11 protein-coding genes are annotated in these 17,259 nt (G+C 76.3%); 10 read left to right on the top strand and 1 reads right to left on the bottom strand.

Annotated features, from left to right (window positions below; all coding sequences use genetic code 11):
- The first annotated feature begins 233 nt into the window (after positions 1-233).
- Positions 234-1,316: an SdiA-regulated/phytase-like domain-containing protein gene (locus EV374_RS31025; protein ID WP_486486052.1), complete on the top strand. Its 1,083-nt coding sequence runs from the start codon at positions 234-236 to the stop codon at positions 1,314-1,316.
- Between the two features lie 139 nt (positions 1,317-1,455).
- On the opposite strand, the gene EV374_RS31020 is transcribed toward EV374_RS31025, so the two are convergent.
- Positions 1,456-2,598 (bottom strand): M20/M25/M40 family metallo-hydrolase, encoded by a 1,143-nt coding sequence (locus tag EV374_RS31020; RefSeq protein ID WP_132240720.1) that lies wholly within the window; start codon positions 2,596-2,598, stop codon positions 1,456-1,458.
- Positions 2,599-2,695: 97 nt separating this feature from the next.
- Here EV374_RS31020 and EV374_RS31015 point away from each other — a divergent pair, with 97 nt between their 5' ends.
- The 9 genes from EV374_RS31015 to EV374_RS30975 all read left to right on the top strand — a co-directional run.
- Positions 2,696-3,394 (top strand): GNAT family N-acetyltransferase, encoded by a 699-nt coding sequence (locus tag EV374_RS31015; protein ID WP_132240719.1) that lies wholly within the window; start codon positions 2,696-2,698, stop codon positions 3,392-3,394.
- Between the two features lie 3 nt (positions 3,395-3,397).
- Positions 3,398-4,033 (top strand): MurR/RpiR family transcriptional regulator, encoded by a 636-nt coding sequence (locus EV374_RS31010; protein WP_132240718.1) that lies wholly within the window; start codon positions 3,398-3,400, stop codon positions 4,031-4,033.
- A gap of 70 nt (positions 4,034-4,103) precedes the next feature.
- Positions 4,104-5,234 (top strand): o-succinylbenzoate synthase, encoded by a 1,131-nt coding sequence (menC, locus tag EV374_RS31005; protein WP_132240717.1) that lies wholly within the window; start codon positions 4,104-4,106, stop codon positions 5,232-5,234.
- A 25-nt stretch (positions 5,235-5,259) separates the two neighbouring features.
- Positions 5,260-6,546, top strand: coding sequence for an MFS transporter (locus EV374_RS31000; RefSeq protein WP_132240716.1), 1,287 nt, complete (start codon positions 5,260-5,262; stop codon positions 6,544-6,546).
- 70 nt (positions 6,547-6,616) lie between these two features.
- Complete coding sequence (locus tag EV374_RS30995; RefSeq protein ID WP_132240715.1) at positions 6,617-6,838, top strand: MbtH family protein; 222 nt, start codon at positions 6,617-6,619, stop codon at positions 6,836-6,838.
- Between the two features lie 21 nt (positions 6,839-6,859).
- The gene (locus EV374_RS30990; RefSeq protein WP_132240714.1) at positions 6,860-12,337 is read left to right on the top strand and encodes a non-ribosomal peptide synthetase; all 5,478 of its coding nucleotides are present in this window, start codon (positions 6,860-6,862) and stop codon (positions 12,335-12,337) included.
- Between the two features lies 1 nt (position 12,338).
- The gene (locus EV374_RS30985) at positions 12,339-15,632 is read left to right on the top strand and encodes a non-ribosomal peptide synthetase (protein ID WP_132240713.1); all 3,294 of its coding nucleotides are present in this window, start codon (positions 12,339-12,341) and stop codon (positions 15,630-15,632) included.
- The gene (locus EV374_RS30980) at positions 15,629-16,300 is read left to right on the top strand and encodes a SpcZ (protein ID WP_132240712.1); all 672 of its coding nucleotides are present in this window, start codon (positions 15,629-15,631) and stop codon (positions 16,298-16,300) included. Before EV374_RS30985 ends, EV374_RS30980 begins: the two co-directional genes overlap by 4 nt.
- Positions 16,301-16,471: 171 nt before the next feature.
- A partial coding sequence (locus tag EV374_RS30975) for a condensation domain-containing protein (RefSeq protein ID WP_486486051.1) occupies positions 16,472-17,259 on the top strand: 788 nt, incomplete at its 3' end.

Genomic DNA, 17,259 nt, shown 5'->3' with positions numbered 1-17,259 from the left:
GTCGAGGTGACGGCGGCGGGCCGTGACCGGGGCCGCGCCACCGGGTCATACACTCATCCCCTGGTCACGCGCCCGGACGCCGCCCACGCCGGGGCCGGCGACGCACCGGAGCCGGGCGGACGACAGCCGGTCACGGCGCCCGGCGGGGCGCCCGGGCCGGCAGGGGTGGACCGCCGGTCCGCGAACCGCGCCGGTCCGTCGCACGGGGCGGACCGGCACTGAAGGGACTACTGGTGAGGCGACGAGGCAACCGGACCCGGAGGCTGCGGGTCGCGGCGGGGACGGTCGTCGTCCTCGCCGTCGCGACGGCCCCCGGTGCGGCCGTGGCCGACCCGACACCCGCTGCGGCCCCCGGTACGCCGGTGTGCGAGGTGCGTGGTGGCCGACTGAGCGAGATCTCCGGCATGGCCGCGACGGACGGCGGCTTCGTCATGATCAACGACGGCGCGGACGACGAGGCCCGCCGCCGCATCTTCTTCCTGGACGACCGGTGCGCCGTCGTGCGGACCGTGTCCTATCCGTCCCGGCCGCGCGACACCGAGGACCTCGCCCTCGGGGCCGACGGCACGGTCTGGGTGGCCGACATCGGGGACAACGACCGGTCCCGGCAGACGATCGCGGTGTGGAAGCTGCCGCCGGGGGCCGACCGGCCGGTCCTGTACCGCATGGCCTATCCGGACGGCCCGCACGACGCGGAGGCCCTGCTCGTGACCGGCGACGACCGCCCGGTGGTCGTCTCCAAGTACTCGGCCAACCTGTACGCCCCGAGCGCGGCCCCGCGCCCGGGTGCGACGACACCGCTGGTGAAGGTGGGACAGGTCCGGCTGCCGGCCTCCACGACGAGCAACCCGTTCGGGGCGCTCGGTCGCACGGCGGTCACCGGCGCCGCCACCGCACCGGACGGGCGCCGGATCGTCCTGCGCACCTACGCGGACGCGTACGAGTTCGACGTGACCGACGGCGACGTGGTCACCGCCTTGACCGGCGGGACGCCACGGATCGTCGCGCTGCCGGACGAACCGCAGGGCGAGTCGGTCACCTACAGCCGCGACGGGCGCTCCCTGCTCACCGTGTCCGAGACCGCCGACCAGCCGCCGGGGACGATGCCCGTGGTCCGGCGCTACTCGCTGCCGGCGGCCGTCGGGTCCCCCGCGCCGCCCACCACGCCCGGGCCGACGGCCCGCGCCGCCGGCGACGGGACCGGCCGCGCCGGCGCCGTGGGGACCTACCTCGTGGCCGCCGGAGCGCTCGGACTGGTGCTGATCGCCGTGGGCCTGGTCGCGCTGATCCGCACCCGGCGCGCCGGATCACGCTGACCCGCGACGCGGTACGCCGGGTCGCCGATCCGCCGCGCGGCGTGCCAGGTCGCGCCACGCGGTACGCCGGACCGCGCTGACCTGCGCACGGCGGGTCGGGTCGCGCCAGCCGTCCCGGCTGCCGGGGCGCCCGCCCGGGTCAGGCGCCGTTCCCATGGGACGCGGCCTCGCTGTGGAGGCCGGTGAACAGCGCTGCCAGCAGGTCGCTACGCGCATCGATGCCGGCCGCCGAGACCCACTCCTGCCGGGCGTGTGCGCCACCACCGGGCGGGGCGAGCCCGTCGACGGTGGGGCGGCCGAGCGCACCCGTCGTGTTGGTGTCGGCGGCGCCGTCCGCCGGTCGACCGGCGAGGCGTTGACCGAGGCCGGCGGCGACGCCCACGATCCGGTCGAGCAGGCGCGCCCCCGCCTCGTCCGGCCGCCAGGTCGGCCGGTGCGAGAGCAGTCGGGCGTCGAGCCGGGCGCGGTCGCGTACCGGACGCAGCGACCGCAGGCCGGCGAGGACGGCGTCCTCGTCGTCCGGGTCGGTGAAACGCAGTCCCAGCTCGACGTGGGCCGCGCCGGCCACCACGTTGGTCCGCCCCCCGCCGGCGATGGTGCCGGTGTTGAGCAGGACCGGCCGGCCCTGCACGAGTGCGCGGAGCCGCACGAGCTGGTCGACGAGTTCGTCGATGGCGTTGACGCCGGCGTCCGGGTCGAGCGCGGCGTGCGCCTCGACCCCGGTGACCTCGATGCGGACCCGGGTGCTGCCGCGCCGGCCGGTCTTGAGGTCGCCGCCGGGGTGCGGCGGTTCCAGGCCGAGCACCGCGCGGGCCCGGGCCGCCTCGGCCCGGACCAACCCGGTGGCGGTGGGCGAGCCGATCTCCTCGTCGGCGACGACGAGGACCCTGATCTCGGGGTGCGGGGCGCCCTGCCGCTCGACGCGTGCCGCCGCCGCGAGCAGGGCGACGATCCCGGCCTTGGTGTCGTAGACGCCCGGGCCGCGGACGACGTCCCCCTCGACGGACCACGGCATGCCGGACAGCGTGCCGACCGGCCAGACGGTGTCGTAGTGGGTCAGCAGCAGCACCGGGTCGCCCGGGACCCCTCGCGCCGGGAGGGTCCAGACCAGATGGTCGCCGCTCGGGTGCGGCACCCGGGCGGTGTCGAAGCCGGCGCGGGCGGCGTCGGCGTCGAGCACGTCGGCCAGCGCGGCCAGCGCCCGCCGGTCACCGGTCGGCGACTCGTGCAGCGTGTAGCGGTGCAGCGCGTCGAGCGCGGCACTGGATTCCGGGGACGACATATGCGGACCATATGTTTGGCCGGGACACCTTGTCAACGGGCGCGATCAACGGCAGCATGGACAACATACGATCGCTATCATTGCTAGGGAGTGGCTGATGACCGCTGACACGCAAGGGATCGTGGCGCGTGACCTCGCCGGGCTCGCCGAGTGGACGGCGGCGTCGGCGCTCTACCGGAGCGTCTTCGGTTACGAGGGCCCCGAGCACGCCGTCAGCCCCCGCCTCCTGGCCGCGCTGCGCGAGAACGCGGGGACCGCGGTCGGCGCGTTCGACGAGGACGGCTCCCTCGTCGGCTTCTGCTACGGCTTCACCGGCGTCGAGCGCGGCGAGCTCTACCACTACTCCCAGGCGGCCGTCGTCGACGCGCGGGCGCAGGGGCGCGGCGTCGGCCGCCTGCTCAAGCACGCCCAGGCCGAGACCGCACGACGCGCGGGCGTGCGCACGATGCGGTGGACCTTCGACCCGTACGCGCTGCGCAACGTCCACTTCAACCTGAACGTGCTGGGCGCCGTCGGGATCCGCTTCCTGCCCGACTTCTACGACGACGGCGACAGCGACCGGGTCCTGGTCCGGTGGGACCTCGACCGTCCCGGGGGCAGCACCTGGCCGCCGGGGCACGGGCACGCGGCCGTCGACTCGCCCGCCGACGACCGTACCGCCGCACGGGGGCCCGACGACCGGGCGCGGCTGCGCCTGGAGCTGGCCGGCCGGTTCGCCGCGGGCGGGCGGCTCGTCGGCGTCGCGCGACGGGCGGACACCCCCGGCCGCGTCAGCTACCTGTTCGCACAGGATTGAGGCATGACCACGAAGAGATCGACCCCCTCGGAGCGCTTCGACCGCAACGTGCAGCGCAGGTCCGCGCAGGTGCTCAAGCAGCGGGTCCTGGAGCAGCAACGCACCGAGTTCGGCAAGGCGCTGGCCTGGGCCGCCGAGCAGGACGCCATCGAGCGGGCCGCGGCGCTCATCGTGTCGGCCCGCCGGCGGTACCTGCTCGGCCACGGCAAGTCGCTCGGCTTCGCGTCCCTGCTCGCCGCCGACCTCAGCGCCGGGCTCTCCGGCGTCCACCTCGTCGACGGCGCGGCACTGCGGCCCCTCGACGTGCTCAGCGACATCCGCCAGGGCGACCTGCTCGTGGCCGTCTGCATGGCGCGCTACCGACGCGAGACCATCGACGTCGCCTCCGCCTACGTCCGCCACGGCGGCCAACTGGTCCTCGTCACCGACGCCGAGGACGCGCCGCTGGCCGAGACCGCCGCCGTCCGCATCGTCATCGGCACCGACAGCGCCTCCTACGCGAACTCCCCCACCTCCGTGGTGCTCGCCCTGCACCTGCTCGCCACCCTGACCATCGCCAGCTCGAAGGGGGCCGGCCGCCGCCTGCGCGAGCGCGACGCCCTCGCCGCCGAACTCGATCTCTACCAGGAGGAACCGTGACCGACCGAAGGCGAGGCGGAGGGGCCGCCCACGAGTTGGCCGGGGACCGCCGGCACGGCGAGGTGCCGGCGTGAGGCGGATCGAGGCGGTGGAGCTGCGCCGGGTACGGCTGCCGCTCGTGCACCGGTTCCAGACCAGCTCCCACGCCAAACGGGAACTGGAGCACATCCTGGTGGTGCTCACCGACACCGACGGCGCCGTCGGGTGGGGCGAGATCGCGTCGCCGAGCGGCCCGTTCTACTGCGCCGAGACCGTCGAGAGCTGCTGGGCGGTCGCCCGCGACCACCTCGCGCCGCTGGTCCTGCGTACCGACTGGGAGCACCCGGCGGACCTGGCCGCGACGCTCGGCCGGGTCCGGGGCAACCACTTCGCCCGCGCCGGCTTCGACATCGCCGCCTGGGCGCTGTGGTCGTCCGCCGGGGGCACCTCCCTCGCGCACGCGCTGGGCGGCACGCGCGGCAGCGTCGAGGCGGGGGTGTCGCTGGGGATCGAACGCAGCGTCGACGACCTCCTCGCGCAGGTGCGGCTCCGCGTCGACGAGGGCTACCGCAGGATCAAGCTCAAGATCGCGCCCGGCTGGGACGTCGACCCGGTGCGGGCCGTACGCGCGGCACATCCGGGCGTGCCGCTGCACGTCGACGCCAACGGCGCCTACGAGGACACCCCGGAACACCGGGCCGTGCTGGCCGAACTCGACGGCCTGGGCCTGCTGATGATCGAGCAGCCGTTCGCGCCGCGGGCATTCGTCGCGCACGCCGCCCTGCAGCAACGCATCGACACGCCCGTCTGTCTCGACGAGTCCGTCGAGGAGTTGGACGACCTCGTCACCGCACTACGCCTGGGCGCCGTACGCGTGCTCAACGTCAAGGTCTCGCGGATGGGTGGGCTGACCCACGCCGTACGGGCGCACGACCTCGCGCGCGAGCACGGCATCCCCGTGTGGTGCGGCGGCATGCACGAGTTCGGGATCGGCCGGGCCGCCAACGTCGCACTGAGCGCGCTCGCCGGCTTCACGCTCCCCTCGGACGTCTCCGGCTCCGACAAGTACTACGCCCGTGACGTCACCACCCGCCCGATCGTGAGCACCGCCGGGCTCGTCGAGGTGCCCGCCGTGCCCGGCCTCGGGTGGGACGCCGACCTGACGTACATCGGGGAGAGGACCACCGACCGGCTCGTGCTGCGCGCCGACGGCGCGGTGTGACGGGCCGGGTAGCCTGACCGGCACCATGGACGGTCACCGATTCGCCGTGTCCCGGCTCCTGCCGCCGCCCGGGCTGCCCCGGGCGATCGCGTACCAGTCCGCCATGGTCGCCGTCGGCAGCGGCACGTTCCTCACCGGCAGCATCGTGTTCTTCACCGAGGTCCTCGGGCTCAGCCCGGTGCAGATCGGGGTCGGCTTCTCGATCGCGGGCCTCGCCGGGGTGGCCACCTCGCTGCCGCTGGGCGCGCTGGCCGACCGGATCGGCGGGCAGCGGTCCTGGGCCCTCGGCGCGCTCGGCTCGGCGCTGACGTTCGCCGCCTACCCGCTCGTGACGTCGTTCGCGGGCTTCGTGGTGCTGATGGTGGTGGCCGCCGTCACCGACTCGTTCGCCAACGCCGGGCGCACCATCTACACCGCCGCCGCCATGCCGGCCGGGGACCGGGTGCGGACGATGGCGTACGCCCGCTCGTACCTCAACGCCGGATTCACCGTCGGCACCGGTCTCGGCGCGGCGGCGCTGGCGTTCGACTCCGCCGCCGCGCTCGTCGCCATGGTGCTGCTCAACTCCGCGTTGTCACTGCTCAACGCCGGCCTCGTGACCCGGCTCCCGGCCGCGCCGGTCGTGCGGCACGAGCGGTCGGCCACCGCCTCGCGGTGGGCGGTGCTGAAGGACCTGCCCTACGCGACGAGCGCCGTGCTCCTCGCCGTCATGATGTTCCACTCGGTGATCCTCGTCGAGATCCTGCCGCTCTGGGCGATCACCCACACCGACGCCCCCAAGCCGCTGCTCGGCGCGATGCTGGCCCTCAACACGGTGCTGGTGATCACGTTGCAGGTGCCGGCGGCGCGCGGCGCCGACTCGCTCCCCGGCGCGGCCCGCCTGATCCGCCGGGGCGCCCTGGTCACCGCGCTCGCCTGCCCGCTGGCCGCGTTCGCGGGTCGGACCGGCGGCTGGTGGACCGTCGTCGCGCTCCTCGGCGTCGTGGTGCTGGTGACCACCACCGAGTTGTGGTTCTCGGCGGCGCTCTGGTTCTTCCAGACCAACGTGCCGCCGGCCGCGTCGCGCGGGATGTACCTCGGCACGGCGCAGACGATCAGCTCGGCGGCCGACGTCTTCGCGCCGGTCGGCCTGACCCTCCTCGCGATCCAGACCGGCGGCTGGGGCTGGTGGGTCGTCGCGGCGATCTTCGTGGGCTGCGCGCTGGCCGCCGGCCCGACCGTCGGCTGGGTCGCCCGGACGCCGCGGACCGGCGCCGACGCCGACGCGCCGCCGCCACCATCCACAAGGGATCCGGAGCCCACCTCCGCGTGACGTCGGAAGATCGACCGATCCTTGACACGGAATCGACGCGGCTGAAATCCTTCCCGGCGAAGGGGGTCCGATGAGCGCTGAGGACGACGACACCCGGACGTACGCCGTGGTCGTCAACGACGAGGAACAGTTCTCGATCTGGTGGGACGACCGGGAGGTGCCCGCCGGCTGGCGGCGCGAGGGCACCACCGGGACACGCGCCGAGTGCCTCGCCCACATCGACGAGGTGTGGACGGACATGCGGCCCGCGTCGTTGCGGCGTTGGATGGACGAGCACGCCGCGACCGGCTGACGCCGCACCGGACGAGGGCGCATGAGCGACAGTTGCCAGCGTTATCCGGCCCTCGCCGTGCAACGCGGGATGGTGCTGCAGACCCTCCGGCAGCCCGCCGGAGGGGTGGACGTCCAGCAGGTCACGATCAGGTGGGACGGCCCGCCGGACCGGGACGCGTTCAGCGCCGCCTGGCAGGCCGCGACCCGGCGGCACGCGGTGCTGCGTACGGCCTTCGAGGTCGACGGTGACCACGGCGTGGCGCAGGTCGTCCGGTCCACCGTGGCACCGGACCTGCGGTGGCGGGAGACGACGCTCGACGACTTCCTCCCCACCGACCGGTACGAGCCCTTCGACGTCGGCCGGGCGCCCCTGCTCCGGGTCACCGCACTGAGCGACCAGCACGTCGTCGTCACCTTCCACCACGCGATCCTCGACGGCCGCTCCACCCGGATGCTGCTCGACGAGGTCCTCGCCGACTACGCCGCGCGCCGGGCCGGCCGGGTGCCGGATCCGCCGCGCCGGCCGCCGTTCGCGGACTTCGTGCGCTGGTGGGGCACGCGCGACCCGAGCACCGGCGACGCGTTCTGGAAGGAGTACCTCGCGGGCGCCCCGATGCCGCGGGCGCTCCCGGGCCGCCTCGACACCGATCCCGGCACGCGGGGCGTGCCCGCCTCGCACGAGGTCGTCGTCACCCGGCCGGACTCCGACCGGCTCCGCGCCGCCGCAGCCGGAGCGGGCGTCGGCGTCAGCGCCGTGGTCCACGCGGCCTGGGCGCTGCTGCGCGGCGGCTACGGCGGGGTCGACGACGTCACCTTCGCGGTCACGAGATCCTGCCGGTACGACAGCGTCCCGGACGCCGACCGGATCCTCGGACTGCTGCTCAACACGGTGCCGCTGCGGATCCGGCTCGATCCGGAGTGGACGGTGCGGCGGCTCCTCGCCGACGTGGCGGGCCGGATCCGGCGGATCCGCGAGCATCAGCTCACGCCGCTGCACACCATCCTCGACCAGGCGGGCCTGGCACCCGACACGCCGCTGCTGGACAGCCTGGTGGTGTTCGAGCGGCAGCGGCTGTCCACCGCCCTGGCCGAGGGCGGGCCGGAGGGGGCCCGGCGCTCGGCGCGCGTACACCGGATGCCCGGCTATCCGCTGACGGTGCACGCGTTCGACGAACCGGAGCTGCGCCTGGGCGTGACGTGGGACGGCGCCCGACTGCTGGATGCCTCGGCGCGGCGGGTCCTCGCGCAGTTGCACCGCACCGTGCTCGAGTTGGCGGAGCGGCCGGACGCCCGCCTGGCCGACCTGGATCTCGGCGCCGCCGGGGAGGCGCCGTTGCGCGCCGCCTGGAACGCCACCCGGCGGCCCTACCCCCGCGACGCCTCCGTCCCCGAGGTCTTCGCGGCCCGCGTGGCCGACGACCCGGCCGCCACCGCGCTGGTGATCGGCGACCGCGCGGTCGCCTACGCGGAGCTGGACCGGGCGGCGGACCGGCTGGCCTGGACGCTGCGCCGGCACGGGGTCGCCGGGGAGATCCCCGTCGCCGTGCTGCTCCCCCGGGGCGAACCGCTGATCCGGGCCCTGCTGGGCGTGCTCAAGGCCGGCGGCGCCTACCTTCCCGTGGACGCGTCCGCCCCACCCGCCCGGATCGCGGGTCTCCTCGCGGCCAGCGGCACCCGCCTGCTGCTGACCACCGCCGCGACCGCCGCCGACCTGCCGGATCTGGGCCCGGTCCGGGTGCTGGACGTCGACGCGCCCGCCGGGGAGCCGGCGCCGGCCGGCCCGCCGCCGGGGCGGATCCACCCGTCGCAGCTCGCCGCCGTCCTGCACACCTCCGGCTCGACGGGCGCGCCCAAGCGGGTCGGGATCACCCACCGGGGCGTGGTGCGGCTGGTGACCGGCCCGGACTTCGCCACCCTCGGGCCCGGCGAGCGGCTGCTCCAGGTCGCCCCGACCGCGTTCGACGCGTCCACCTGGGAGATCTGGGGCGCGCTGCTCACCGGCGCCACGGCGGTGGTCGCGCCCCCGGACCCGGTGGACCTCACCCGGCTGACCGCCCTGATCCGCGACGGCGGGGTCACCGTCGCCCTCCTCACCGCCGGGCTCTTCCGGCAGCTCGCCGAGGAGGACGTCACGTCCCTCGCGGGGGTCCGGCAGCTCCTCACCGGCGGCGACGTGGCCGACCCGGGCGCGGTCCGCGCCGTGCTCACCGCGCGCGACGGGCTACCGCTAATCAACGCGTACGGGCCGACGGAGAACACGACGCTGACCAGTTGCCACCGGATGAGCGGCGCCGGGCCGGTGGGCGACCCGGTGCCGGTCGGCCGTCCCGTGCCGCAGACCACCGTCCACGTGCTCGACGGCAGCGGGCGGCCGGTGCCGGTCGGGGTCGCCGGCGAGCTGTACACGGGCGGCGACGGGCTGGCCCGCGGCTACCTCGGCGACCCGGCGGCCACCGCCCGGACGTTCGTGCCGGACCCGCAGGCGCCGGGCGAGCGCCTCTACCGCACCGGGGACGTCGTGCGCTGGCGCGCGGACGGGGTGCTGGAGTTCCTCGGCCGCCGCGACGACCAGGTGAAGATCCGAGGATTCCGGGTCGAGCCGGGCGAGGTGGAGGCGGCGCTCCGGGCGCACCCGCAGGTCGCCTCGGCGGCAGTGGGCGTACGGGGCGACGGGCCGGAGCGCCACCTGGTCGGCTACGTTACGCCGGCCGGCCCGGCGACGCCGACCCCGGCGAGCCTGCGCGAGCACGTCGCCGCCCGGCTGCCGGCCCACCTGGTGCCGGCCGCGTACGCCGTCCTCGACCGGCTGCCGCTGACCGCGTACGGGAAGGTCGACCGGGCGGCGCTGCCGGCGCCCGACCCCGCCGAGGAGGATCCCGACGTCGCCGGGCCCGCCTCGCCGACCGAGCACCGGCTCGCCGGACTCTGGTCCCGGCTGCTGCCCGGCGAACGTCCGCCCGCGCGCATCGGGCGGGAGAGCAGCTTCTTCGCGCTCGGCGGCAACTCGCTGACCGCCACCCGGCTGATGTTCCGCATCCGCGAGGCGTTCGGCGTGGAGCTGGGCGTGGGCCCGTTCTACCGGGAGCCGACCCTGGCCGCGACGGCGGCGGCGATCGACGCGGCGACCGGACCGGCGCCCGGCCACCGGGGACAGGCCGGGCCGACGCTGCGCCGCCGGGACCGGGTGCCGCACCGCAGCGGGCGGGACCTGCCGGCGCACCTGGCCCGGCTGAGCGACGGGTGGGCGCTGTGGCGGACCGTCTGCCTGCGGGGCGCGGGCCTCCCGGTCGACCTGCTGGCCCCGCTCGGCGACGCGGAACTCGCCGCCGCCGCCGACCGGGTGGTGGCGGCCCGGGCCGACGGGGACCCGGCCGACATCGCCGCCACCGAGGCGGCGTACGCGGCGGCGTACCCGGAGGCGGTCGGCCGGCTCGCGGTCGCGCTGCACACGGTGGCGGCCCACCCCCGCTTCCGCGAGGCGGTGGCCTGGCAGAACCCGCACGCGCTGCGCACCGGCGTCGACGCGCTGCTGCGCCGGGGCCCGGACAGCCCGACCCGCAACACCAAGCACCGCCAGCACGAGGCGCTGGTCACCAGCTACCTCCAGCGCTACTGCGCCAAGAACGACACCATCGGGTTCTTCGGGCCGGTCGGCTGGGCGCGGATCGAGCCGGGCGGCGGAGTGCGGGTCGACCCCGCGGACCCACCGGCGCTGCTCGCCGAGCGGACCGTCTACCTGGAGGGCTGGGCGGTCACCGCCGTGCTGGCCCCGTACGCGCAACGGCTGCGCCCGTGGCTCGTACCCCGGCTCATGCCCTTCCTGGAGCTGGCCGGGACGACGCTGCGGGTGCCGCTCGCCGCGCCGGTGGCGCTGACCGACGCCGAGGCGGCGGTGCTGCGCGCCTGCGACGGGGTCCGCGACGCGCACGAGGTCGCCGGGGCCGTGCTGGCCGAGCCGGGTTCGGGACTGCGGTCGACGCGGGAGGTGCACGAGGTGCTGGAGACGTTGGCCGGGGCCCACCGGATCGCCTGGCAGCCGGAGGTGGCGCCGCACGACACCCGGCCGGAGCGGACCATGCGGGCCCGGCTGGCCCGGGTCACCGACGAGGCCGTGCGCGCACCCGCGCTCGCCGCCCTGGACGAGCTGGTCGCCGCCCGGGACGCGCTCGCCTCGGCGGCCGGCGACCCGGAGCGGTTGACCGGTGCGATGGCCGGCCTGGAGGCCACCTTCACCCGGCTGGCCGGCGTCCCGGCCACCCGGCGCGCCGGCACGATGTACGCCGGGCGCACCCCCGTCTACGAGGAGTGCCTGCGGGCCGGCTCGGTCGGCGTCGGCGAGGCGAGCCTCGACGGGATCCGCGACGCGCTCGGCCTGGTGCTGGAGAGCGCACGCTGGTTCACCGCCGCCGGGGCGACGCTCTACCGCCGCCTCTGCGCGGAGATCTACCGTCGCCGGGCCGCCGAGCTGGGCACCGACGTGGTGCCGCTGGCCGACTTCTGGCTGCTGGCCGGCGAGGCGTTGTTCCATCCGCCGCGACGGCTGACCGACCTGCTGACCGCCGCGCTGCACCGGCGCTGGGCCGACGTGCTGGCGCTGCCGCCGGACCGGCGGCGGATCCGGTTCACGGCGGCGGAGCTGGCTCCGGCGGTGGCCGCCGCCTTCCCGCCGGGGCGGCCCGGCTGGCCGACCGCGCGGCAGCACAGCCCGGACCTGATGCGGGCCGGCGACGAGTGGGTCCTGGGCGAGCTACACCCGGGCGTCAACACCCTGCGGTACGCCACCTGGGTGGCCTACCACCTCGAGGCGGACGCGCTGCGCGCCGCGCTGGCCCGCGACGTGGGCGCCGGTGCGGTCTATCCCGCCGAGACCGGCCAGGAGGGCGGCGTGCCGACCAGGCAGAGCAACGCGCTGGCCGGGCCCGACGACGTCCGGTTGGTGTTCGCGCACGACTCGTTCGGGCACGACCCGCGCCGCAGCCTGCGCGTCGGCGAGTGCGACCTGGTCGAGGTGGCCGGCGGGCTGCGGGTACGGTCGCGCGACGGGCGGTTCGACGTGGACCTGATGCACGTCCTCGGCGACGTGGTCGGCGCCGGGCTGTCCCAGCTCTTCCGCGTCCTGCCCCCGGCGGCGCACCAGCCCCGGATCACCATCGACTCCCTCGTGGTCAGCCGCGAGTCGTGGACGTTCGCCGCCGCCGACCTCGCCTTCGCCGACACCCGCGACGAGGCGCTGCGGTTCCGGCAGGCGCGGGCCTGGGCCGGCGCCCACGGCCTGCCCCGTCACGTGTTCCTGCGCTGCGCGGGCGAGCGGAAACCGGTGCACGCCGACCTGACCAGCCTCGCCTCGGTCGACCTGGTGTCCCGGTCGGTCCGCCGGGCCCACCGGCACGGCGGCGACGACGCCACGGTCGGCGTGGTGGAGATGCTGCCGGCGCCGGACCAGCTCTGGCTGACCGGGCCCGACGGCCGGTACACCGCCGAACTGCGGGTCGTCGCGGTCGACGGGCAGGTGCGCTGAGATGGCCGTGTTCGAGTTCCCGGCGTCGGCCGCGCAACGCCGGATGTGGCTGCTCGACCAGCTCGACCCGGGCCAGCCGACCTACCACGTCGGCTGGGCGGTGTGGCTGGACGGCCCGTTGGACACCGCCGCGCTCGACGGGGCCTGGGCAGCGGCGGTCGCCCGGCACGAGATCCTGCGCACCCGCTTCCGGGCCAACGGCGGGCGGCCGATCCAGGTGATCGACGACGACGCCCCCGCGACCGCCATCGAGATCGTGGCCCTGGACGAGCTGCCCGAGGCGGACCGGGAGGCCGCGGCCCGGGCCGCGCTGCGGGAGCACGCCCGCACCCCGCTGCCGCTGGAGCGTGGCCCGCTGACCCGGGTCAGGCTGCTGCGGCTCGCCCCGCAGCGGCACGTCCTGGCGCTGATGGCGCACCACGCGATCATCGACGGCTGGTCGTTGCGGCTGCTTTTCGACGAGCTCTCCGCCGACTACGAGGCGCTGCGCGCCGGCCGGCCGCCAGTCTCCGTCGAGCCGCCCCTGCAGTACGCGGACTTCGCCCTCTGGGAGCGGGAGCACGACGACGCGGGCGGCCACGCCGAGGCGGAACGCTTCTGGCCGGCCGAGCTGGCCGGGGCGCCGCCGGAGGTGCCGCTCCCGGTCGACCACCCGTACCCCGACCGGCTGTCGCCGGCCGCCGCCGAGGTCGCGGTGCCGGTCGACGGGGAGCTGGCCGGGGCGCTGCGCCGCCTGGCCGGGGCGCGGGGCAGCACCCTCTTCACCGTCCTGCTGACCGCGTACGCGGCCCTGCTGTCCCGGCTCGGCGGTGCCGACGACGTGCTCGTCGGCGTGCCCGTGGCCGGGCGCACCCGGATCGAGACCGAGCCGATGCTGGGCCTCTTCGCCAACACCGTCGCGATCCGGGCGACGCTGCACGGCGACCCGACGCTCGCCGAGCTGCTCGACCGGCTGCACGCCGCCACCGCGCGCGCCCAGGCCCACCAGGAGCTGCCGTTCACGCGGGTGGTCGAGCTGTGCCGGCCGCAGCGGCAGCCGACGCGGGCGCCGTTGGTGCAGGTGATGTGCACCGTCGAGGAGGCCCTGCCGACGCTGGACCGGGGGGCGCTGCGCTGGCGGCAGGAGCTGGTGCCCACCGGCACCGGCAAGTTCGAGCTGGAGCTGGCCGCCGTCGCCGGCCCGGACGAGCTGACGGTGCGCCTGCGCTACCTCACCGACCTCTTCACCCCGGACGGCGCGGGCCGGCTGGCCGACGCCCTGGGCGCGATCCTGGCCGCGCTGGCGGCCGCCCCGCAGACCCGCGTCTGCGACGTGGACCTGCTCTCCCCCGCGACGGCGGACCTCGTCACCCGGGTGTGGCCGGCGGCCCGGTCCACGTCCCTCCCGCCGCCGGAGTGCACCGCGGCGGCGCTCGTGGCCGACGTCGACGCCGGCGACCGGGTGGTGATCGCGGGCGACGACGCGACCCTGACCGGCGCCGCGGTGCGCGGGCTCGCGGGCCGGATCGCCACCGGGCTGCGCGGGCTCGGCGTACGGGTCCAGGAGACCGTGGGCATCGTCCTGCCCCGGGGAGCGCGTCCGCTCCCGGCGCTGCTGGGCGTCTGGTGGGTCGGGGCGGCGTACCTGCCGCTCGACCCGACCCACCCGCCGGGGCGGCTGCGCGGAATGCTCGCCGACGCCGGGGTGCGGGTGGTCGTCACGGACAGCGACGCCGTCCCCGCGTCGCTGCTGGCCGAGCTGGCCGCGTCGACGACCCTGCTGGACCTGGCCGGGCCGGAGCCGACCGGCGCGGGGACGCGACCGGTGCCGCCGCCGTGCGCGGTGCCGGCGACGGCGGCGGCGTACGTGCTGTTCACCTCGGGGTCGACCGGCCGGCCGAAGGCGGTCACCGTCACCCAGGGCGCGGTGGCGCACCTGCTGCACGCGTTCCGCGAGATGGTCCCGTTGGGGCCGGCCGACCGGGTCCTCTCGGTCAGCCCGTTCGCGTTCGACATCGCCCTGCTCGACCTGCTCCTGCCGCTGCTGTGCGGTGCGCCGGTGGTGGTCGCCGGCGACGACGACGTGATCGACGGCAACCGGCTGCGGCGGCTGCTCGCCACGACCGGGGCCACGATGCTCCAGGCGACCCCGACGACGTGGCGGATGCTGGTCGCGGCCGGCGGGGTGCCGCCGGGGGTGCGGCTGCGCCTCAGCGGCGGGGAGGCGCTGCCCCGGGCCCTCGCCGACGCCCTCGCGGAGCCGGGCACGCGTCTGTGGAACCTCTACGGTCCGACCGAGACGACCGTCTACTCGACCGGGGCCGAGGTCGAGCCGGGGTCGACGCCGCCGGACCTGGGCCCGGCCGTCACCGGCAGCCGGGTCTACGTGCTGGACCGGTGGCTGCGGCCGGTGCCGCCGGGCGTGGTCGGCGAGGTCTGCATCGGCGGCGCGGGGGTCGGCCGGGGCTACGCCGACGCGCCCGGCTGGACCGCCGAGCGGTTCGTGCCCGACCCGTTCACCCCCGGCGGCCGGCTCTACCGCAGCGGTGACCTGGGCCGCTGGCTGCCGAGCGGCCGGATCGAGCCGCTGGGTCGGGCCGACCGGCAGGTGAAGGTGCGGGGGTTCCGGGTCGAGACGGCGGAGGTCGAGGCGGTGCTGCGCGGCCACCCGCAGGTCCGCGACGCGGTGGTGACGGCCGTGTCCGACGTGGCGCACGACGGCGTACGGCTGGTCGGGTACGTGGTCACCGACCCGCCCGCGACCGACCCGCCGGCGGACCTGCCCGGGTACGCGCGCCGGTTCCTGCCCGCACACATGGTGCCGGCGGTCCTCGTGGCGCTGCCCGAGGTGCCCCGCACCTCCCGCGGCAAGCTGGACCTGCGCGCCCTGCCGCCGCCGGGCCGGGGTGCCGGCTCCGGCGAGCCGCCCGTCGCCCCGCGTAGCCCGTTGGAGCGGGAGCTGGCGGGGCTGGTGGCCGACCTGCTGGGCCTGCCCGGCCCCGTCGGGGTCGCCGACAACTTCTTCGTCCTGGGCGGGCACTCCGTGAAGGCCACCCAGCTGATGGCCCGGGTCTGGACGACGTACGGGATCGACCTGCCGGTCCGGACGCTCTTCGACGATCCCACCGTGGCCGGGCTGGCCGCCGCGGTCACCGCCGCCGGGGCGGGAACCCGCGCGACGCCCGGCGGCGTCGCACCGGCGGGGGCCGGCGCGCCGGCCGGGCCCGACGGCGCGGGATACCTCGACACGCTGACCGACGACGACGTCGACGACCTCCTCGCCGGCATGGACGGGCCGTCGAGGTGGGACGGATGAGCGGCCCGCCGGGGCCACCGGCCTGGCTGGCGGCGGTGCTCGCCGCGCTCGCCGAGGGCCACGACCCGGCCACCCTGCCGGACTGGCGGCGGCGGATCGACGTGGAACTCGACCGGCTCGCCGGCCGGGTGCCGTTCCCGGTGGTGCACGACTGGCAGGCGCGCGTGCTCGCCTCGACGCCCGGCGGCGACGCCGGCCGGCTGGTGGGTGACCTGCACCGACGGGCGCTGACCGGCGACCGGGTCGGGGCCGACGAGTGGCGCGACGCGCTCCGGCCCGCCCTGCGCGAGCTGTACCGGGCCGCCTACCCGTACGCCGAGGCCCGGGCGGTCGCGTACGCCAACGCCGAGGTCTACGCGACCGCCAACGGCTACGGCCCCGACGAGGTCGTCGAGTTCGCCGCGCACTACGCCGACCTCAGCACCGGGGCCAACGCCGAGGCGTTCGCCGACGCCAACGCCATCGCGAACGCCGACGCGCTGGCGGGCGCCCTGGCGCTGGCCGACGCGTCGGCCTACGCCGAGACGTACCCGGCCGCCCTGGTGCGCGCGTACGCCCTGGCGGCGGCGAACCGGGCCGGCGCGGCGGGTGCGCCGCACGTGCTGCGGGCGGCGTACGGACGGCTCGCCGACGCGCTGGCCGAAAGTCTGAGTGGCGTGTCGGATTGAGGTCCCCGGACCGGCCCGTCGGTCCCTGGTCCCAACCTGTCGAGTCGTCTACTGTGGATCCACTTCGGCCGATGTCAGGTGGCGCAGTCAGGTGGCGCCACGGGCCGTCGGGCAATCGAGGGGGCGCACTTGCCGGACGACAAACCGACCCGTGTTCCGGCCCCCGGTCGCGTGCCGGCGGCACGGACACCCGGCGAGGTCGAGCGCCTGCCGGACCGCTCCGGGCTCCTGCCGCTCTCCTTCGCGCAGCGGCGGTTGTGGTTCCTGGAACGCCTCGGCAGGGTCGGTCACGCCTACCACATGCCCCTCGCCCTCCAGCTCGCCGGCCGGCTCGACCACGACGCGCTGCGGGCGGCCCTGGACGCCCTGGTCACCCGGCACGAGGTCCTGCGTACCCGCATCGTGCCCGACGGCGCCGAGGCGGCCCAACGCATCGACCCGCCCGGGGCCGCGTTCCCGCTCCGGCTCGACGACCTGACCGGGCACGCCGACGCTGCCGCCGCCCTGGCCCGGCTCCAGCAGGAGGAGAGCACCGCCCCGTTCGACCTGGCGGCCGGCCCGCTGTTCCGGGGCCGCCTCGTCGCCCTCGCCCCGGACCGGCACGTACTCCTGCTGACGATGCACCACATCGTCTCCGACGGGTGGTCGCTGGGGGTCCTGACCCGTGAGCTGGGGGTGCTCTACGCCGCCTTCCACGACGGTCGGCCGGATCCGTTGCCGCCCCTGCCCGTGCAGTACGCCGACTACGCCGCCTGGCAACGCCAATGGCTCACCGACGGCACCCTGCAACGCCAGGAAACCCACTGGCGACAGGTCCTGGCCGACGCACCCACCCTCCTCGAACTACCCACCGACCGACCCCGGCCCCCCGAACAGGACCACCACGGCGCCCACCTCCCCATCACCCTCGACCCCCACCTCACCACCGCCCTCAAAACCCTCACCACCGCCCACGGCAC

This window comes from Micromonospora sp. CNZ303, assembly GCF_004345505.1.
This window is presented reverse-complemented; position numbering and strand designations above follow the sequence as displayed.